Annotated in this window: 21 protein-coding genes; 10 read left to right on the top strand and 11 right to left on the bottom strand. The window is 60.0% G+C overall.

Annotated features, from left to right (window positions below):
* Nucleotides 1–63: 63 nt before the first annotated feature.
* From AC1RO5_RS28855 to tldD, 3 genes are all read left to right on the top strand, one after another.
* Complete coding sequence (locus AC1RO5_RS28855) at nt 64–3,867, top strand: YhdP family protein (protein WP_493179089.1); 3,804 nt, start codon at nt 64–66, stop codon at nt 3,865–3,867.
* A 106-nt stretch (nt 3,868–3,973) separates the two neighbouring features.
* Nucleotides 3,974–4,828: a carbon-nitrogen hydrolase family protein gene (locus AC1RO5_RS28850; protein WP_493179087.1), complete on the top strand. Its 855-nt coding sequence runs from the start codon at nt 3,974–3,976 to the stop codon at nt 4,826–4,828.
* Nucleotides 4,829–4,840: 12 nt separating this feature from the next.
* Entirely contained in the window at nt 4,841–6,283 is a 1,443-nt protein-coding gene (gene tldD, locus AC1RO5_RS28845; protein WP_007941229.1) for a metalloprotease TldD, read from the top strand.
* A gap of 124 nt (nt 6,284–6,407) precedes the next feature.
* On the opposite strand, the gene yjgA is transcribed toward tldD, so the two are convergent.
* Nucleotides 6,408–6,932, bottom strand: coding sequence for a ribosome biogenesis factor YjgA (yjgA, locus tag AC1RO5_RS28840; protein ID WP_493179085.1), 525 nt, complete (start codon nt 6,930–6,932; stop codon nt 6,408–6,410).
* 108 nt (nt 6,933–7,040) lie between these two features.
* Here yjgA and pmbA point away from each other — a divergent pair, with 108 nt between their 5' ends.
* Nucleotides 7,041–8,387 carry a metalloprotease PmbA gene (gene pmbA, locus AC1RO5_RS28835; protein ID WP_493179083.1) on the top strand — a complete coding sequence of 449 codons (1,347 nt, stop codon included), beginning with the start codon at nt 7,041–7,043 and terminating at the stop codon, nt 8,385–8,387.
* Nucleotides 8,388–8,447: 60 nt separating this feature from the next.
* Here pmbA and AC1RO5_RS28830 read toward each other — a convergent pair whose 3' ends face one another.
* The 10 genes from AC1RO5_RS28830 to AC1RO5_RS28785 all read right to left on the bottom strand — a co-directional run bounded on the left by AC1RO5_RS28830 (nt 8,448) and on the right by AC1RO5_RS28785 (nt 15,469).
* Nucleotides 8,448–8,720, bottom strand: a complete 273-nt coding sequence (locus AC1RO5_RS28830) for an HPr family phosphocarrier protein (protein ID WP_493179082.1) — start codon at nt 8,718–8,720, stop codon at nt 8,448–8,450.
* A 15-nt stretch (nt 8,721–8,735) separates the two neighbouring features.
* A complete protein-coding gene (rapZ, locus tag AC1RO5_RS28825) occupies nt 8,736–9,593 on the bottom strand; it encodes an RNase adapter RapZ (protein WP_493179081.1) in 858 nt (285 codons plus the stop codon).
* Nucleotides 9,594–9,595: 2 nt separating this feature from the next.
* Nucleotides 9,596–10,060: a PTS IIA-like nitrogen regulatory protein PtsN gene (ptsN, locus tag AC1RO5_RS28820; protein ID WP_493179079.1), complete on the bottom strand. Its 465-nt coding sequence runs from the start codon at nt 10,058–10,060 to the stop codon at nt 9,596–9,598.
* A 12-nt stretch (nt 10,061–10,072) separates the two neighbouring features.
* Nucleotides 10,073–10,381 (bottom strand): ribosome hibernation-promoting factor, HPF/YfiA family, encoded by a 309-nt coding sequence (gene hpf / locus AC1RO5_RS28815; RefSeq protein ID WP_007941242.1) that lies wholly within the window; start codon nt 10,379–10,381, stop codon nt 10,073–10,075.
* A gap of 74 nt (nt 10,382–10,455) precedes the next feature.
* Nucleotides 10,456–11,949, bottom strand: a complete 1,494-nt coding sequence (locus AC1RO5_RS28810; protein ID WP_026331852.1) for an RNA polymerase factor sigma-54 — start codon at nt 11,947–11,949, stop codon at nt 10,456–10,458.
* A 184-nt stretch (nt 11,950–12,133) separates the two neighbouring features.
* Complete coding sequence (gene lptB / locus AC1RO5_RS28805; RefSeq protein WP_018927206.1) at nt 12,134–12,859, bottom strand: LPS export ABC transporter ATP-binding protein; 726 nt, start codon at nt 12,857–12,859, stop codon at nt 12,134–12,136.
* A complete protein-coding gene (gene lptA / locus AC1RO5_RS28800) occupies nt 12,859–13,404 on the bottom strand; it encodes a lipopolysaccharide transport periplasmic protein LptA (protein ID WP_493179078.1) in 546 nt (181 codons plus the stop codon). Before lptA ends, lptB begins: the two co-directional genes overlap by 1 nt.
* Nucleotides 13,391–13,963: an LPS export ABC transporter periplasmic protein LptC gene (gene lptC / locus AC1RO5_RS28795; RefSeq protein ID WP_493179076.1), complete on the bottom strand. Its 573-nt coding sequence runs from the start codon at nt 13,961–13,963 to the stop codon at nt 13,391–13,393. The genes lptA and lptC overlap by 14 nt, the downstream gene beginning before the upstream one ends.
* Before the next feature lie 7 nt (nt 13,964–13,970).
* The gene (locus tag AC1RO5_RS28790) at nt 13,971–14,495 is read right to left on the bottom strand and encodes a KdsC family phosphatase (protein WP_008037377.1); all 525 of its coding nucleotides are present in this window, start codon (nt 14,493–14,495) and stop codon (nt 13,971–13,973) included.
* The gene (locus AC1RO5_RS28785) at nt 14,495–15,469 is read right to left on the bottom strand and encodes a KpsF/GutQ family sugar-phosphate isomerase (RefSeq protein WP_493179074.1); all 975 of its coding nucleotides are present in this window, start codon (nt 15,467–15,469) and stop codon (nt 14,495–14,497) included. Before AC1RO5_RS28785 ends, AC1RO5_RS28790 begins: the two co-directional genes overlap by 1 nt.
* A 276-nt stretch (nt 15,470–15,745) precedes the next feature.
* On the opposite strand from AC1RO5_RS28785, the gene AC1RO5_RS28780 reads away from it, so the two are divergent.
* The 6 genes from AC1RO5_RS28780 to AC1RO5_RS28755 all read left to right on the top strand — a co-directional run bounded on the left by AC1RO5_RS28780 (nt 15,746) and on the right by AC1RO5_RS28755 (nt 19,140).
* Nucleotides 15,746–16,555 carry an ATP-binding cassette domain-containing protein gene (locus AC1RO5_RS28780; protein ID WP_493179072.1) on the top strand — a complete coding sequence of 270 codons (810 nt, stop codon included), beginning with the start codon at nt 15,746–15,748 and terminating at the stop codon, nt 16,553–16,555.
* On the top strand, nt 16,555–17,352 hold the full coding sequence (gene mlaE / locus AC1RO5_RS28775; protein WP_007901556.1) for a lipid asymmetry maintenance ABC transporter permease subunit MlaE: 798 nt from the start codon (nt 16,555–16,557) through the stop codon (nt 17,350–17,352). Before AC1RO5_RS28780 ends, mlaE begins: the two co-directional genes overlap by 1 nt.
* Nucleotides 17,352–17,819, top strand: coding sequence for an outer membrane lipid asymmetry maintenance protein MlaD (gene mlaD, locus AC1RO5_RS28770; protein WP_019647659.1), 468 nt, complete (start codon nt 17,352–17,354; stop codon nt 17,817–17,819). Before mlaE ends, mlaD begins: the two co-directional genes overlap by 1 nt.
* A gap of 11 nt (nt 17,820–17,830) precedes the next feature.
* Complete coding sequence (locus AC1RO5_RS28765) at nt 17,831–18,484, top strand: MlaC/ttg2D family ABC transporter substrate-binding protein (RefSeq protein ID WP_493179070.1); 654 nt, start codon at nt 17,831–17,833, stop codon at nt 18,482–18,484.
* Entirely contained in the window at nt 18,481–18,786 is a 306-nt protein-coding gene (locus tag AC1RO5_RS28760) for an STAS domain-containing protein (RefSeq protein ID WP_493179068.1), read from the top strand. The genes AC1RO5_RS28765 and AC1RO5_RS28760 overlap by 4 nt, the downstream gene beginning before the upstream one ends.
* A gap of 114 nt (nt 18,787–18,900) precedes the next feature.
* Nucleotides 18,901–19,140, top strand: coding sequence for a BolA family protein (locus AC1RO5_RS28755; protein WP_018927196.1), 240 nt, complete (start codon nt 18,901–18,903; stop codon nt 19,138–19,140).
* Nucleotides 19,141–19,144: the final 4 nt, after the last annotated feature.

The raw sequence follows: 19,144 nt of genomic DNA, 5'->3' as shown, positions 1-19,144 counted from the left end.
CAATACCACTAGAACGGCTGGCCTCAGCTTTTTGCAGTATTTTTGCCATGGGAGCCAACTGACATGGACGGTCTGACACGCATTTTGGCCGCATTGACCCGCTGGGGTCTGGGCCTGTGCGCGTTGGTTTTGGTGTTGATGGCGCTGTTCGTCAGTCTCGGCCGGGAGCTGACGCCGCTGGTGGCCGAATACCGTGCCGACGTCGAAGCCAAAGCCAGCGCCGCCGTGGGCATGCCGCTGCACATCGGTGAGCTGGAGGGCAACTGGAGTGGCCTCGCCCCGGTTCTGCTGGCCCATGACGTGATGGTCGGCGAGGGTTCCAATGCCTTGCGCCTGGACCAGGTGCGCGCGGTGCCGGATATCTGGGCCAGCCTGCTGGCGCGCGAAATACGCATCGCACATCTCGAACTCAACGGCCTGAAGATCAGCCTCAAGGAAGGCGAGGACGGTCATTGGGTGCTGGAAGGGTTGCCGGTGCGGCAGGATCAGCCGCTGGACCCGGAGCAGTTGCTCAATCGCATGCAGATGGTCCAGCAACTGTCGGTGCTCGACAGCCAGGTGACCTTGCAGCCACTGGATCAGCCGCCGCTGACCCTGACCTACGTTGGCCTCAATCTGAGAACCGGTGTGTCGCGTCAGCGCCTCGACGCCCGTATGACCCTGCCCGACGGTCAGCCGGTTGCGATGAGCCTGCGCACCCGTATCCGCGCCAGCCAGTGGCAGGATGGCGAGGTTGAGGCTTACTTGAGCCTGCCGCAAAGCGATTGGTCGAAATGGTTGCCCGAGCGCCTGACCCAACAATGGAATTTCTCCGAGATAAAGGCCGGTGGCGAGCTCTGGGTGAACTGGCGCGAGGGCGCCCTGCAAAGTGCCGCGATCCGTTTGAACGCGCCGCAACTCAACGGCGCCTACGCCGAGCGCAAGCCGATCCGGATCAACAATCTGGCGCTTAACGGCTATTTCCAGCGCAGTTCCACAGGCGTCCTGGTAACCCTGGATTCTCTGGCGATGAGCCTGGGTGAAACCCGCTGGGAATCGAAACTGCAATTTCAACAAACCGCGGCGACCGACGAGACGCCAGAGCTTTTGCATCTGCAAGCCGACCGCATCGACCTCACGCCGCTCACCCCGTTGCTGAACGCCTTGGGGCCGCTCCCGGAAGGTGTCGCCACGGCCGTCGAGCGGCTCAAGGTCACCGGGGTATTGCGCAACGTGCTGATCGACCTGCGCCCCGCGGCTACCGATGACAGCAAATTCAGCTTTGCCGCCAATCTAGAAAAGGTCGGCTTCGACGCCTATCACGGCGCCCCGGCAGCGCGAAACGTCAGCGGCAGCATCAGCGGCGACCTCGGTCAGGGCGAGTTGCGAATGGACAGCAAGGATTTCTCCCTGCACCTGGACCCGATTTTCGCCAAGCCATGGCAGTACATTCAGGCCAATGCGCGGTTGACCTGGAAGCTCGATAAAGAAGGTTTCACCCTGATCGCGCCGTACCTGAAGGTGCTGGGCGAAGAGGGCAAGATTGCCGGCGACTTCCTGATCCGCTTGCATTTCGATCACACCCAGGAAGACTACATGGACCTGCGGGTCGGCCTGGTCGACGGCGACGGTCGCTACACCGCCAAGTATCTGCCGGCCGTGTTGAGCCCGGCGCTGGACGAATGGCTGCGCACGGCGATCCTCAAAGGTGCGGTGGATGAAGGTTTCTTCCAGTACCAGGGTTCGCTGAACCACGGCGCCGCCGAAACGGCTCGCAGCATCAGCCTGTTTTTCAAGGTTCACGATGCCGAGCTGGCGTTTCAGCCGGGTTGGCCGCATGTCAGCAAGGTCAGCGGCGATGTGTTCATCGAAGACAGCGGCGTGCGGATTCTCGCGAGCAAGGGGCAATTGCTCGACACCCAGGTCAACGACGTCTACGTCAATATTCCCCATGTGCCTGCCGGACAGAGCCCCCACCTGTTCCTCGATGGCGGGTTTGCTGGCGGGTTGGGCGATGGCCTGAAGATTCTGCAGGAAGCTCCGATCGGTACCGCCGACACCTTCGCTGGCTGGGAGGGCGAGGGCGATCTGCAAGGCAAGGTCAACCTGGATATCCCGCTGGTCAAAGGTGAGCAACCGAAAATCCTCGTCGACTTCAAGACCGACAAGGCCCGTTTGAAGCTTCGCGAGCCCACCCTGGAACTGACACAACTCAAGGGCGACTTCCGCTTCGACAGCGCCAAGGGTTTGAGCGGGCAGAAGATCACCGCACGAGCGTTCGACAAGCCCGTGACCGCGCAGATTTTCGCCGATGGCAGTGCGGGCAAGCTCAACACTAGGGTCACCGCAGCGGGTCAGGTCGAGGTCAAGAAGCTCACCGAATGGCTCAACGTCACTCAGCCGCTGCCGGTGTCCGGTGTGGTCCCTTATCAGCTGCAACTGAACCTTGATGGCGCCGACAGCCAATTGATAGTCAGCTCCAATCTCAAAGGCGTGGCGGTGGATTTGCCGGCGCCGTTCGGCATGGCGGCCGATGTTGGCCGCGACACTGTGTTCCGCATGACCCTGCAAGGACCGGAGCGGCGTTACTGGGTCAACTATGGTGAGTTGGCGAACTTCACGTTTGCGGCACCGACCGGCAATTTCGTCGACGGTCGCGGTGAGTTGTTTCTCGGCGGTGGCGACGCTGTGTTGCCTGGCAACAAAGGCCTGCGCGTGCGCGGTGTACTGTCCGAGCTGGATGTGTCTCCCTGGCAGGATCTTGTAAGCAAGTACGCTGGCCAGGATCCGGGTGGCAGCGCCAAGCAATTGCTCAGCGGCGCGGATTTCAAGGTTGGCAAGCTCAGCGGTTTCGGCACCACCCTTGATGAGGCGTCGGTGCAGTTGACGCGCAAGCCGGCCGCCTGGGCCCTGCAACTCGACAGTCAGCAGGCCAAGGGCACCGTCGGTATTCCCGATGCGAAAGCCGCACCGATTGCGGTCAATCTGCAATACGTACGTTTGCCGGCGCCAGACCCGACGGTGCTGGCCGACGAGAATTCGCCGGACCCGCTGGCCACCGTAGACCCGACGAAGATCCCGGCGCTGGATATCACCATCAATCAGCTGTTCCAGGGCCAGGATCTGGTGGGTGGCTGGCAACTGAAAGTCCGTCCGACCGCCAAGGGCATTGCCCTTAATACTCTGGATCTGGGCCTCAAGGGCATCTTCCTGCAGGGCAGCGGCGGTTGGGAAGGCACGCCCGGCAATTCCAGCAGTTGGTACAAGGGCCGGGTCAGTGGCAAGAACCTCGCCGACGTGCTCAAGGGCTGGGGCTTTGCGCCGAGCGTCACCAGTGAAGAGTTTCACATGGATGTCGACGGTCGCTGGCCCGGCTCACCGGCGTGGCTGGCCACCAAGCGCTTCTCCGGTACTCTTGATGCATCGCTCAATAAAGGTCAGTTCGTTGAGGTCGAGGGCAGCGCCCAGGCTCTACGGGTATTTGGTCTGCTCAACTTCAACTCCATCGGCCGCCGCCTGCGCCTGGACTTTTCCGACCTGTTCGGCAAAGGCTTGAGCTATGACCGGGTCAAAGGGCTGTTGGTCGCGAGCAACGGGGTCTACGTGACCCGTGAGCCGATCCGGCTGACCGGCCCGTCGAGCAACCTGGAGCTCAACGGCACCCTGGACCTGGTGGCTGATCAGGTCGATGCCAAGTTGCTGGTGACCTTGCCGGTGACCAACAATCTGCCGATTGCCGCGCTGATCGTCGGCGCACCGGCCGTCGGCGGGGCGCTGTTCCTGATCGATAAGCTGATCGGTGACCGCGTGGCGCGTTTCGCCAGCGTCGCATACACCGTCAAAGGCCCGTGGAAAGAGCCGAAAATCACCTTCGACAAGCCTTTTTGAAAAGCCACTTTCCAGGCCTATGGAGTAGCATGGCCGTAAGTCCCCCGTAGGAGCTGCCGCAGGCTGCTCCTACGGGTATGTGTTGATTCCAGATAAGGAAATGGCCATGTCTGTAGCGGTGATTCAAATGGTCAGCCAGAGCGACGTGCTGGCCAATCTGGCCCAGGCCCGTCGTCTGCTTGAGCAGGCGGCGTCCGGTGGGGCGCAGCTTGCCGTGCTGCCGGAAAACTTCGCTGCCATGGGCCGTCGCGACATTGCCGACATCGGCCGCGCCGAAGCCTTGGGCGAAGGCCCGATCCTGCCGTGGTTGAAACAGACCGCCCGCGACCTCAAATTATGGATAGTGGCCGGCACGTTGCCGTTGCCGCCGGTGGATCAACCGACAGCCAAAGCGCATGCGTGCTCGTTGCTGGTCGATGATCAGGGCGAGACCGTGGCGCGGTACGACAAGCTGCACCTGTTCGACGTGGACGTGGCGGACAATCGCGGGCGTTATCGCGAATCCGATGACTATGCTTATGGCAGTGGCGTGGTGGTTGCCGATACGCCGGTCGGTCGAGTCGGCCTGACGGTGTGTTACGACTTGCGCTTCCCGGAGCTGTACAGCGAATTGCGTGCTGCCGGCGCGGAATTGATTACCGCCCCGTCGGCCTTTACCGCGGTGACCGGCGCGGCCCATTGGGACGTGCTGATTCGCGCGCGGGCCATTGAAACTCAATGTTATATGCTCGCGGCCGCCCAGGGTGGCACTCATCCGGGACCGCGAGAAACCTTTGGTCATGCCGCGATTATCGACCCATGGGGGCGCGTGCTGGCACAACAGGATCAGGGCGAGGCCGTGCTGCTGGCCGAACGCGACAGCAGCGAACAGGCGTCCATCAGGGCGCGGATGCCGGTGTCCACTCACCGGCGCTTTTTCTCGCAGGGCGCCCAGCGACCTGCATCAGAACGACGAATTTAAGGCGTAAAGCATATGAGCGAGTTGTTGTCCTCTGTCAGTGAACACCTTCTGGCGCCCGGCGGCGTAACGATCGAGAGCCTGCAAGGTGTGCTCGGCGATCTGGCCGGCCCGGGCATCGATGCCGCCGACCTGTATTTCCAGGGGCAGATTTCCGAGTCTTGGGCGCTGGAAGACGGGATCGTCAAGGAAGGCAGCTTCAACCTCGACCAGGGTGTCGGCGTGCGTGCGCAATCGGGCGAAAAAACCGGTTTCGCCTACAGCAATGCGATCACCCTCGAAGCGCTGGGCGCGGCGGCCCGTGCGGCCCGTTCGATCTCCCGGGCCGGGCAGAATGGCACCGTGCAGGCGTTCACAACGCAGGATGTCGCCCAGTTATATGGGCCGGACAACCCGCTGGAAGTGATGACCCGCGCCGAGAAAGTCGAGCTGCTCAAGCGCATCGACGTGGCGACCCGCGCCCTCGACCCGCGTATCCAGCAAGTCACCGTGAGCATGGCCGGGGTCTGGGAGCGGATTCTGATTGCCTCTACCGATGGCGGCCTGGCGGCGGATGTGCGGCCGCTGGTGCGTTTCAACGTCAGTGTGATCGTCGAGCAGAACGGTCGCCGTGAGCGCGGCGGCCATGGCGGTGGCGGTCGTACCGACTACCGCTATTTCCTCAGCGAAGACCGCGCCATGGGCTATGCCCGTGAAGCGTTGCGTCAGGCGCTGGTGAACCTGGAAGCCATCCCGGCGCCGGCCGGTACGTTGCCGGTGGTGTTGGGTTCGGGTTGGTCTGGCGTGTTGCTGCACGAAGCCGTCGGCCATGGTCTGGAAGGCGATTTCAACCGCAAGGGCAGTTCGGCCTACAGCGGGCGCATGGGCGAGATGGTTGCATCGAAGCTTTGCACCATCGTCGATGACGGTACCCTCGCCGGGCGCCGAGGTTCGCTGAGCGTCGACGACGAAGGCACGCCGACCGAGTGCACCACACTGATCGAAAACGGCGTGCTCAAAGGTTATATGCAGGACAAGCTCAACGCGCGCCTGATGGGTGTGGCCCGCACCGGCAACGGTCGTCGCGAATCCTACGCGCACCTGCCGATGCCGCGCATGACCAACACTTACATGCTCGGTGGCGAAAGCGACCCGGCGGAAATCATCGCCTCGGTGAAAAAAGGCATCTACTGCGCCAACCTCGGCGGCGGTCAGGTGGACATCACCAGTGGCAAGTTCGTGTTCTCCACCAGCGAGGCGTACCTGATCGAAGACGGCAAGATTACTGCCCCGGTCAAAGGCGCGACGTTGATCGGCAACGGGCCGGAAGCCATGAGCCGGGTGTCGATGGTCGGCAACGATCTGGCGCTGGACAGCGGTGTGGGAACGTGTGGCAAGGATGGGCAGTCGGTGCCGGTGGGTGTCGGGCAGCCAACGCTGAAGATTGATGCGATCACTGTGGGTGGCACAGGCGCGTAAGGATGTACAAGATCCGTGTAGGAGCTGCCGCAGGCTGCGATCTTTTGACTTTGGATTTTTAAAGGAAAGATCAAAAGATCGCAGCCTGCGGCAGCTCCTACACGAAGGATGCCGTTGGCTTTATTTAACGCAAACCGCGTTGAGTCTCGTCCAGCTCACGGATGTACTTGAAGATTTTACGGCTCGAAGCCGGTGGCTTGTTGGCCGCCAGTTCGTGCTGGGCCTGACGGATCAGGGAGCGCAATTGTTGACGATCGGCCTCCGGGTAATCGACGACGAACTTCTCCAGGACGGCGTCGTCGCCTGCGATCAAGCGATCACGCCAGCGTTCCAGGCCGTGGAAACGTTCGTTGTACTGCCGGGTGGAGGCATCGAGTTGATCGAGCAGAGTGAGAATGGCGCCAGTGTCCTGATCGCGCATCAGCTTGCCGATGAACTGAAGGTGCCGTTTACGCGCGATGTTCGCGGTGTGCTTGGGCGCATCGGCCAGAGCCCGGCGCAAAGCGTCGGTCAACGGCAGTTTTGCCAGCAGGTCAGGCTTGAGTGTTGTAAGGCGCTCGCCGAGGTCAACCAGAGCATGCAGCTCGCGTTTGACCTGGGATTTGCTTTTTTCTCCCGTATCGAGGGAGTCGTCGTAAGAATCAACCATGGTGGCCGTCCGCAAAGAAACGCCGCCATGATAACCAGTCGGGGGCCGCTTGTCCGGCCCGGTCGCTCGATGACCGTTACCGAAAGCAGAATTTGAGTGGAGAACAGCATGAGTGCAGTTGAAAGCGTCGGCCCACAAGCGTTGCCGGCACTGCAAGAGCAAGTCGAGCAGATCATTGCTGAAGCCAGGCGCCAGGGCGCCAGTGCCTGTGAAGTGGCGGTGTCGCTGGAGCAGGGCCTGTCGACCACGGTCCGTCAGCGGGAAGTCGAAACCGTTGAGTTCAACCGCGACCAGGGCTTTGGCATCACCTTGTATGTAGGGCAACGCAAAGGCTCGGCCAGCACCTCGGCCAGCGGCCCGGAAGCGATTCGCGAAACCGTCGCCGCTGCGCTGGCCATTGCCAAGCACACGTCTGAAGACGAAGCCTCAGGCCTGGCGGATGCCGCGCTGATGGCCAAGGACCTGCAGGATTTCGACCTGTTCCATCAGTGGAACATCACCCCGGAACAAGCCATCGAGCAGGCCCTGGCCTGTGAAGCAGCGGCATTTGCCGCCGACAGCCGGATCAAGAATGCCGACGGCACTACCCTCAGCACTCACCAGGGCTGCCGGGTTTACGGCAACAGCCACGGTTTTGTTGGCGGTTATGCCTCGACCCGGCACAGCCTCAGCTGCGTGATGATTGCCGAAGCCGACGGGCAGATGCAGCGCGATTACTGGTATGACGTGAACCGGCAGGGCAATTTGTTGGCCAGCCCGGAGAGCATCGGCCAGCGTGCGGCGCAACGGGCGGCAAGTCGCTTGGGCGCACGCCCGGTGCCGACCTGCGAAGTGCCGGTGCTGTTTTCCGCGGAACTGGCCGGCGGTTTGTTCGGCAGTTTCCTCTCGGCGATTTCCGGCGGCAGTCTGTATCGCAAATCGTCATTCCTCGAAGGCACGCTGGGGCAGAAACTGTTCCCGGAATGGCTGACCATCGATGAGCGTCCGCACTTGATGCGCGCCCTGGGCAGCTCAGCCTTTGACGGCGATGGCCTGGCGACCTACGCCAAGCCGTTCGTGGAAAACGGTGAGCTGGTGTCCTACGTGCTTGGCACCTATTCCGGTCGCAAACTGGGCATGCCGAGCACCGCCAATGCCGGTGGCGTGCACAACCTGTTCGTCACCCATGGCGACGAAGATCAGGCGGCCTTGCTGCGCCGCATGGGCCGTGGCCTACTGGTTACTGAATTGATGGGGCAGGGCCTGAACATGGTCACTGGCGATTACTCCCGTGGCGCGGCGGGTTTCTGGGTCGAGAACGGCGAAATCCAGTTCGCGGTCCAGGAAGTGACTATTGCCGGCAACATGCGTGACATGTTCAAGCAGATCATTGCGGTCGGTAATGACCTGGAGTTGCGCAGCAACATTCGCACGGGGTCGGTGTTGATCGAGCGGATGACGGTGGCGGGTAGCTAAGCTGCGACTGCTGCACAAAAAAACGCGCCACCCAATCGGGTGGCGCGTTTTTTTTGAAGTTTATTCGCCTTCGTCGAAGAAGTTGTTGATCAGCGCCACCAGCGCATCCAGCGCTTCCAGCTCTTGTTCGCCTTCGGTACTCAGGTGGATTGTGGTGCCTTTTCCCGCGGCCAGCATCATCATGGCCATGATGCTTTTGCCGTCGACCATTGTCTCTGGAGTGCGGCCGGCCCTGATCTGGCACGGGAACTGCCCGGCCACCCCGACAAACTTTGCAGATGCGCGGGCATGCAGGCCCAGCTTGTTGATGATTTCGATTTCCAGAGCAGGCATCGCGATGTGAATCCTTTAGCTGAGGTCGCGGTGGCGAACCTGGACGTTCTTCAGGGATTGTTGCAGGACCTGACCCAGACGTTCGGTCAGGTAGACAGAGCGGTGATGCCCGCCGGTGCAGCCAATGGCAATGGTGACATAGGCGCGGTTGCTGGCGGCAAAGCGGGGCAGCCACTTGAGCAAGTAGGTGGAAATGTCCTGGAACATCTCTTCGACATCCGGCTGCGCCGCCAGGTACTCGGCCACCGGTTGATCGAGCCCGGACTGTGCCCGCAGCTCCGGTTTCCAGTAAGGGTTGGGCAGGCAGCGCACGTCGAACACCAGATCGGCGTCCACCGGCATGCCACGCTTGAACCCGAAAGACTCCACCAGAAACGCAGTACCGGGCTCCGGCTGATTCAGCAGGCGCAGCTTGATGGTATCGCGTAGTTGATACAGGTTCAGACTGGTGGTGTTGACCTTGAGGTCGGCCAGATCGGCGATCGGCCCCAGCAGATTTGTTTCGTCCTCTATCGCCTCCGCCAGCGAGCGATTGGCGCTACTCAGCGGGTGACGACGGCGGGTTTCCGAAAAACGTTTGAGCAGGGTCTCTTCATCGGCGTCCAGATACAGCACATCGCACTGGATATGCCGGCTGCGGACTTCTTCCAGCAATTCGGGAAACCGTGACAGGTGGCTCGGCAAGTTGCGTGCATCAATGGACACGGCCACCAGCGGTTGTGCCAGTTCGGTATGAATCAGCGCGCGTTCGGCCAGTTCCGGCAACAGTCCGGCAGGCAGGTTGTCGATGCAGTAGTAGCCGTTGTCCTCGAGAACATCGAGGGCGGTGCTTTTACCTGAGCCGGAGCGGCCACTGACGATGATCAGGCGCATGATTAATGACCGTTTTGCTCGTCCAGGACAACCTGATACAAGGCTTGGTTGCTCGGGGCGCTGCGCAGTTTTTCACGCACTTCCTTGCGATCAAGCATGCTGGCGATCTGGCGCAGCAGCTCCAGGTGCGCATCGGTGGCGGCTTCCGGGACCAGCAGTACAAACAGCAGGTCAACCGGGGCACCGTCGATGGCGTCGAAATCGATGGGTGCATCCAGGTGCATCAAGGCACTGATGGGCGATTCGCAGCCCTTGAGACGGCAGTGGGGGATGGCGATACCGTTGCCAAAACCGGTGGAACCGAGTTTTTCACGGGCGACCAGACTCTCGAAGACATCCTGCATGGCCAGATCCGGCACTTCGCGATGGATGAGGTTGGCAATTTGCTCGAGGGCTTTCTTTTTACTGCCGCCCGGCACGTTCACGAGGGAACGGCCGGGGGTCAGGATGCTTTCAAGTCGGATCATGGGTTGGGAGTGTTAACGACCGGTAGCGCCCTGGAGGAGGCTCTGGGTCTTTTCCTTATGCTTTTTGAGTTGTTTATCCAGCTTGTCGGTCAGTGCGTCGATCGCTGCGTACATATCGGTATGTTCCGCGTTAGCGACCACTTCATTGCCGGGAATATGCAGTGTGGCTTCGATTTTCTGCTTGAGCTTCTCGACCGTCATCGTGACCTGCACGTTGGTGATTTTGTCGAAATGCCTCTCTAATCGTTCGAGTTTTTCGCCGATGTAGGTGCGAAGAGGTTCGGTCACTTCCAGTTGGTGTCCACTGATGTTGACTTGCATACAGCTTCTCCTTCGTTGCCAGTGCATAAAGCGGTAGATCAGATGATCTACCACTGGAACGCTGTGGCGTGGCTCTACATCAACCGCTTGCGTTCGCTCGAAGGCGCGATCCCGAGGGATTCGCGGTACTTGGCGACGGTGCGGCGAGCCACCTGAATGCCTTGTGCCTCCAGTAAACCAGCGATCTTGCTGTCACTCAACGGCTTTTTCTGATTTTCCGCAGCAACCAGTTTTTTGATGATCGCGCGGATCGCCGTGGACGAGCATTCACCGCCTTCGGAGGTGCTGACGTGGCTGGAAAAAAAGTATTTCAGTTCATAGATGCCCCGTGGGGTATGCATGAATTTTTGCGTGGTCACCCGTGAAATCGTCGATTCGTGCATGCCCACCGCTTCGGCGATGTCATGCAGCACCAACGGCTTCATGGCCTCGTCGCCGTACTCCAGGAAGCCGCGTTGATGCTCAACGATCTGGGTGGCCACTTTCATCAGGGTTTCGTTACGGCTTTGCAGGCTCTTGATGAACCAGCGAGCCTCCTGCAGCTGATTGCGCATGAAGGTGTTATCAGCGCTGGTATCGGCGCGGCGTACGAAGCCGGCGTATTGGGCGTTGACCCGCAGGCGTGGCACCGACTCCTGGTTCAGCTCCACCAGCCAGCGCTCGTTGTCCTTGCGCACGATCACGTCGGGAACGACGTATTCGGCTTCGGTGGACTCGATTTGCGAACCCGGGCGCGGGTTGAGGCTCTGGACCAGTTCGATCACCTGGCGCAGTTCATCTTCCTTGAGCTTCATGCGGCGCATCAGCTGGCTGTAGTCGCGGCTGCCGAGCAGGTCGATGTAATCGGTGACCAGGCGCTTGGCCTCGGTCAGCCAAGGGGTCTTGGCAGGCAGTTGGCGCAGTTGCAGCAGCAGGCATTCGCCGAGGTTGCGGGCGCCGATACCGGCGGGCTCGAATTGCTGGATGCGGTGCAGGACGGCTTCGATTTCGTCCAGTTCGATGTCCAGTTCCGGGTCGAAGGCCTCTAGGATTTCCTCGAGGGTTTCGTCCAGATAGCCCTGATTGTTGATGCAGTCGATCAGGGTCACAGCGATCAGGCGATCGGTGTCGGACATCGGTGCCAGGTTCAGTTGCCAGAGCAAATGGCTTTGCAGGCTTTCACCGGCCGAAGTACGGGTGGTGAAATCCCACTCGTCGTCATCGTTGCTCGGCAGGCTGCTGGCGCTGGTCTGGTAGACGTCTTCCCAGGCGGTATCGACAGGCAATTCGTTGGGAATGCGCTCGTTCCAGTCGCCTTCCTCAAGGTTATCCACCGTCGGGGCGGTTTCCTGGTAGGAGGGTTCCTGAATGTCGGCGTTGGGTTGCTGTTCGGCTTTGTCGGCCAAGGGGTCGGCGTTATCGAAGTCGTCGCCTTCTTCCTGGCGTTCGAGCATCGGATTGGACTCCAGGGCCTCCTGGATTTCCTGTTGCAGGTCCAGGGTCGACAATTGGAGCAGGCGGATGGCCTGTTGCAGCTGCGGTGTCATCGTCAGCTGCTGGCCCATTCTCAAGACTAGCGATGGTTTCATGGCAGGGGCTTAACACCTTATTCGCCGGCGCACATGCGCCATCCACTACAGGGCGCCGAAGCGCCAAACATAAGCAAATTATATGCCTGAAACTGAAGTGTTTGCCTAGAGCGCTGTAACAATAAAAAACTATTGATTTTTTATTGAGACGAGCACCGAGGCGACTGGTCAGGCACCTCAGCGCTTACAGGCGGAACTCATGGCCCAGATACACTTCCTTGACCAGTTCGTTGGCCAGGATGGTGGCGGAGTCACCTTCAGCGATCAGCTGGCCATCGTTGACGATGTAGGCGGTTTCGCAGATGTCCAGGGTTTCACGAACGTTGTGGTCAGTGATCAGCACGCCAATGCCTTTGGCCTTGAGGTGATGGATGATCTGCTTGATGTCGCCCACCGAGATCGGGTCCACGCCGGCGAAGGGTTCGTCGAGGAGGATGAATTTCGGGTTGGTGGCCAGTGCCCGGGCGATTTCCACCCGACGGCGTTCGCCACCGGACAGGCTCATGCCAAGGCTGTCACGGATGTGGTGGATGTGAAATTCCTGCAGCAGGCTTTCCAGCTCTTTGCGGCGACCGGCCTTGTCGAGTTCCTTGCGGGTCTCGAGGATGGCCATGATGTTGTCGGTCACCGACAGTTTGCGGAAGATCGACGCTTCTTGCGGAAGATAGCCGATACCTGCCTTTGCGCGACCGTGCATCGGCTGGTGGCTGACGTCCAGGTCATCGATCAGTACGCGACCCTGATCGGCCTGTACCAGGCCGACGATCATGTAGAAACAGGTGGTTTTGCCGGCGCCGTTGGGGCCAAGCAGGCCGACGATCTGGCCGCTGTCGATGGACAGGCTGACGTCACGCACGACCTGGCGGCTCTTGTAGCTCTTGGCCAGATGCTGAGCTTTCAGAGTTGCCATTACTGGGTTTTCTCGTCGGTTTTCTTCTTCGGCTGGATCACCATGTCGATACGCGGACGCGATTCAGTGACCTTGTTGCCCGTGGCGCGACCGGCGCTGGCGAGTTTCTTGACCGTGTCATAGACGATTTTTTCGCCCTGGGTGACGTTGTTGTCCTTGTCGACAACTTTGGCCTTGTCGATCAGTACGACGCGATTTTGCGCGGCGTGATATTGGATGGTCACGCCCCAACCCTGAACCGGCTTGGTATCGCCAGCAGTTTGCACCTGCTCGAAGTACGCCAGGTTGCCCACCGAGGTCACCACGTCGATGTCGCCAGTCGGGGTGCGAGTGATGGTCACGGTGTTGCCGGTGACCTTCATCGAGCCCTGGGTGATGATCACGTCACCTTTATAGGTGGCAACGCCATTCTTGTCGTCCAGTTGGGCGTCGTCGGCCTGAATGCGGATAGGCTGCTGCTGATCGTTCGGCAGAGCCCAGGCGCTCACGCTTCCCAGTGCAGCGCCCAGACTGAGCAAAATAGGGAGGGTTTTAACGAGCCTCATACTGTCCTCTTACGTTCGATAGCAGGTGTATCCTGCTTTCTTTCAAATACGCTTTCATTCCCTTGCCAGTCGATACACCGCCAGCGCCGTCGATTCTAACGGGTTGCTCGGTCTGCGCATATTGCTGCTGGGGGAACACTGTCATGCGGGTGGTGGTAATCAGGGTGTTGCGGTTTTTCTCGTCGGTGCGTGCGATACGCACCGAGTCAATCAGTTCCACTTCAGTGCCGCCAGAATTGACCTCGCCACGCTCACTCTGCACGTGCCACGGGAACTCGGTGCCGCGAAACATGTTCAGGTCGGGCTTGGTCAGCAACGTCACATCGGTCGCTTTCACGTGCTCGACCTTGTCCGAGGTCATCTCGTACTGCAGTTTGCCATCGGGCAGGTACTGCACGCTGTGGGCGTTGGTGGCGTAGTAGTCGATCATGGCTTCATCGACATGCGCCACTTGCTTGTCGAGGAAGCGTTCCGGGCTGATGTTCCAGTAGCCGACCGCAGCGAATAGCGCTGCGATGCAACCGAATATCAGGATGTTGCGAATCTTTTTGCTCAGCATGATGGGCTCACAGGTACGCGGCGTTGGCCGCATCGAGGCGGCCCTGGGCGCGCAGGATCAATTCGCAAAATTCGCGCGCGGCACCCTCGCCGCCGCGGGCCTGGGTGATGCCGTGGGCGTGTTCGCGCACGAAGCTGGCGGCGTTGGCCACAGCCATGCCCAGGCCGACGCGGCGAATTACCGGCAGGTCCGGCAGGTCGTCGCCGAGGTAGGCCACTTGTTCATAGCTTAGGTTGAGTTGGGCAAGGAGCTCGTCGAGCACCACCAGTTTGTCTTCGCGACCCTGATACAGGTGTGGAATGCCGAGATTCTTCGCCCGCCGTTCGACCACCGGGGTCTTGCGGCCGCTGATGATAGCGGTCTGCACGCCGGCTGCCATCAACATCTTGATGCCCTGGCCGTCGAGGGTGTTGAAGGTCTTGAACTCGCTGCCGTCTTCGAGGAAGTACAGGCGCCCGTCGGTCAGCACGCCGTCGACGTCGAATACCGCCAGTTTGATCTGTTTGCCGCGTTGCAGCAGGTCCGTGCTCATTACATTACTCCTGCGCGCAGCAAATCGTGCATGTTCAAGGCGCCGACCGGACGGTCTTCATTGTCGACTACGACCAGCGCGTTGATCTTGTGGTCTTCCATGATTTTCAGCGCCTCGGCGGCAAGCATCTCGGCACGTGCGGTTTTGCCGTGGGCGGTCATGACCTGATCGATGGTGGCGCTATGGATGTCGATGCTGCGGTCCAGGGTGCGACGCAGATCGCCGTCGGTGAAGATCCCGGCGAGTTTGCCGTCGGCTTCCAGAATCACGGTCATGCCCAGGCCCTTGCGGGTCATTTCCATCAATGCGTCCTTGAGCAGGGTGCCGCGTTGAACCTGCGGCAGCTCTTGCCCGGCGTGCATGACGTTTTCCACTTTCAGCAGCAGGCGTCGACCAAGCGCACCGCCGGGATGGGAAAAGGCGAAATCTTCAGCGGTAAAACCACGGGCTTCCAGCAGAGCCACCGCCAGGGCATCGCCCATCACCAGAGCGGCGGTGGTCGAGGAGGTTGGCGCCAGGTTCAATGGGCAGGCTTCGTGCTCGACGTGAACGTTGAGGTTGACCTCGGCAGCCTTGGCCAGCGCTGAGTCGGGATTGCCGGTGACGCTGATCAATTTGATGCCCAGGCGCTTGATCAGTGGCAGCAGGGTGACGATTTCATTGGTGGAGCCGGAGTTCGACAGTGCCAGAATGATGTCGTCACGCGTGATCATGCCCATGTCGCCGTGGCTGGCTTCGGCTGGATGCACGAAGAACGCCGTGGTGCCGGTGCTGGCCAGGGTGGCGGCAATTTTGTTGCCGATATGCCCCGATTTGCCCATGCCGACCACGACTACGCGGCCTTTGCTGGCCAGAATCATCTCGCAAGCGCGTACGAAATCTGCGTCGATATGGGGTAGCAAGCCTTGCACGGCTTCCAGTTCGAGACGGATGGTGCGTTGTGCAGATTGAATCAGGTCGCTGGATTGGCTCATGTCAGAAATCGTATAGCCTGATGAAAAGGCGGCGATTATAACGGTAATGATCAAAACCCTCACGCAAGTTCGTCGCGCTTTGTCATTCCTTGTGACCGAAACCCTCTAAATAGATGATTTCAGGTGGTCATGTTGCTGAACGTGCCCGGCTTGGGCCTTGGGCGCTTGGCCTTTGCAGTGATATAGTTCGCCGCCAGTTCGGCCTGCCCGGGGAGGTATGTGCTTTCGTCAGAAAGCCAGGCGTCCGAGTGAGAGGCTGCATCGCAAGGAGTTTAGATGAGTGCCGATAACGCCTACGCGGTCGAGCTGAAGGGACTGACCTTCAAGCGCGGTGCGCGCAGCATTTTCAATAACGTCGATATCCGCATCCCACGCGGCAAGGTCACCGGCATCATGGGGCCTTCCGGGTGTGGCAAGACCACGCTGTTGCGGCTGATGGGTGCACAATTGCGCCCCAGCAGCGGCGAAGTCTGGGTCAACGGCCAGAACCTGCCAACGTTGTCGCGCAGCGATTTGTTCGATGCGCGCAAGCACATGGGCGTGCTGTTTCAGAGCGGCGCACTGTTTACCGATCTCGATGTGTTCGAGAACGTCGCCTTTCCGCTGCGCGTTCATACCGCGCTGCCGGAAGAAATGATTCGCGACATTGTCCTGCTCAAATTGCAGGCCGTGGGCTTGCGTGGCGCCATCGACCTGATGCCTGACGAATTGTCCGGCGGGATGAAGCGTCGAGTCGCGCTGGCCCGGGCGATTGCCCTCGATCCGCAAATTCTCATGTATGACGAGCCCTTTGTCGGCCAGGACCCGATCGCCATGGGTGTGCTGGTGCGCCTGATCCGTTTGCTCAACGATGCGCTGGGCATCACCAGTATCGTGGTCTCCCATGATCTGGCCGAGACCGCGAGCATTGCGGACTACATCTATGTCGTCGGCGAAGGTCAGGTGTTGGGGCAGGGGACTCCCGAGGAATTGATGAATTCGCAGGAGCCACGGATACGCCAGTTCATGACTGGCGAGCCCGACGGCCCGGTCGCATACCACTTTCCAGCGACGGATTACCGCGCAGATCTTCTGGGGAAGCGCTGATGCGCAAGATTTCACTGATAGAAAGAGTGCGCCGTTTCGGCCACGCCGGCATCGATGTGCTGGCGGTGTTCGGACGTTCGGCGCTGTTCCTGTTTCATGCCTTGCTCGGTCGTGGCGGCATCGGCGGCGGTTTTGGCCTGCTGGTCAAGCAGCTGCATTCGGTGGGGGTGATGTCCCTGGTGATCATCGTGGTCTCCGGGGTGTTCATCGGCATGGTGCTGGCGCTGCAGGGCTTCAACATTCTGTCCAGCTACGGTTCGGAGCAGGCGGTCGGGCAGATGGTTGCGCTGACGCTGCTGCGTGAGCTGGGGCCAGTGGTCACGGCCTTGCTGTTCGCCGGGCGCGCGGGTTCGGCGCTGACCGCCGAAATCGGCAACATGAAGTCCACCGAGCAACTGTCCAGCCTGGAAATGATCGGGGTCGACCCGCTCAAGTACATTATTGCCCCGCGCCTGTGGGCCGGCTTCATTTCCCTGCCGGTGCTGGCGATGATTTTCAGCGTGGTGGGTATCTGGGGCGGTTCGTGGGTGGCCGTCGACTGGCTGGGTGTCTATGAAGGCTCCTACTGGTCGAACATGCAAAACAGCGTGACGTTTGTCGACGATGTGCTCAACGGCATTATCAAAAGCATCGTTTTTGCCTTCGTCGTGACCTGGATCGCCGTATTCCAAGGCTATGACTGCGAGCCCACTTCCGAGGGGATCAGTCGTGCCACTACCAAGACCGTGGTGTACGCCTCTCTGGCGGTACTCGGCCTGGACTTTATTTTGACCGCCTTGATGTTTGGAGATTTCTGATGCAAAACCGCACCCTGGAAATCGGTGTCGGCCTTTTCTTGCTGGCTGGCATCCTGGCTTTGCTGTTGCTTGCGTTGCGGGTCAGTGGTCTGTCCCCGAGCCCGAGCACCGATACTTATAAGCTTTATGCATATTTCGATAATATCGCCGGTTTGACGGTCAGAGCTAAAGTGACCATGGCCGGTGTGACTATCGGCAAGGTCACGGCGATCGATCTGGACCGTGACAGCTTCACCGGTCGGGTGACCATGCAACTGGAAAAACGCGTAGATAACCTGCCGACTGACTCCACTGCATCTATCCTGACCGCTGGCCTGTTGGGTGAGAAATACATCGGTATCAGCGTGGGCGGGGAACAAACCCTGCTCAAGGATGGTGGAACCATCCACGATACGCAGTCGTCGCTGGTGCTCGAGGACCTGATCGGTAAATTTCTACTCAATACCGTTAGCAAAGACGCCAAATGAGGAGCTTTTCAATGATCTCTATCTTGCGACGTGGCCTGTTGATATTGCTCGCGGCCTTGCCGTTGATGGCTAACGCTGTGGCGGCGCCTTCCGCGCACGATCTGGTACAGGACACCACAACCCGGTTGTTGGCGGACCTTGCCGCCAACAAGGCAAAGTACAAGCAGGACCCACAAGGCTTTTATACGGCCCTGAACACCATCGTTGGCCCTGTAGTGGATGCCGAGGGCATTTCCAAGAGCATCATGACGGTCAAGTACTCGCGCAAAGCCACGCCTGAGCAAATGCGCACGTTTCAAGAAAACTTCAAGAAAGGCCTGTTTCAGTTCTACGGCAATGCCCTGCTGGAGTACGACAACCAGGGCATCATCGTCGATCCTGCCAAGGATGAGTCGGGAGACCGTACAAGCGTTGGCATGACGGTCAAAGGCAGCAGCGGCGCGATCTATCCTGTGTCTTACACACTCGAGAAGATCAACGGCGAGTGGAAGCTGCGCAACGTGATCATCAACGGCATCAACATCGGCAAGCTGTTCCGCGATCAGTTCGCTGATGCGATGCAGCGCAATGGCAACGACCTGGACAAGACCATCAATGGTTGGGCCGGGGAAGTCGCTAAAGCCAAGGAAGCCACCGAAAAATCCACCGAGAAGCAAACCCAATGAGTGAGTCGGCCATTCGCATGAGCGACGCCGGCGAACTGCGGCTCAGCGGCGTGCTGGATTACCGGACAGGCCCGGACCTGCGCAAGCAGGGTCAGGCGCTGATCAAGTCCAGCAACGCGGCTGCGCTGGTGGTCGATTGCTCCGCGGTGGAGAAGTCCAGCAGCGTCGGCTTGTCGCTGCTGCTGTGTTTCATGCGCGATGCTCAGGCGGCCGGCAAGGCCCTGAGCATTCGTGCGATGCCCGACGATATGCGCGAAATCGCTCAGGTCAGTGAGTTGACCGAGCTGTTGGCGCACCCCTGAACCGCATCTATAAAGAAGCCCCCCGTCAGAGTCCTGCTTCGCGGGGTTCGCAGGCGCGGGGCTTTTTTGTATGATGTCCGACCCGCGCGCACAGGGCGCCGATTGAGGTTGAGCATGCAGGCCGTAGAAGTGAAGAGCTTCCTTGAAGGAAAGCTGCCAAACACGAAGGTGGAAGTTGAAGGCGAAGGCTGCAATTTCCAGCTGAACGTGATTAGCGATGAACTGGCGGCGTTGAGCCCGGTGAAGCGTCAGCAGCAGGTCTATGCCCATTTGAACCCATGGATTGTCGATGGCAGCATTCATGCGGTCACTATGAAATTTTTCAGCAGCGCGGCCTGGGCCGAGCGCACCTGAGCCC

The sequence above is a fragment of the Pseudomonas sp. GW822-FHT02G04 genome (assembly GCF_058802085.1).
This window is presented reverse-complemented; position numbering and strand designations above follow the sequence as displayed.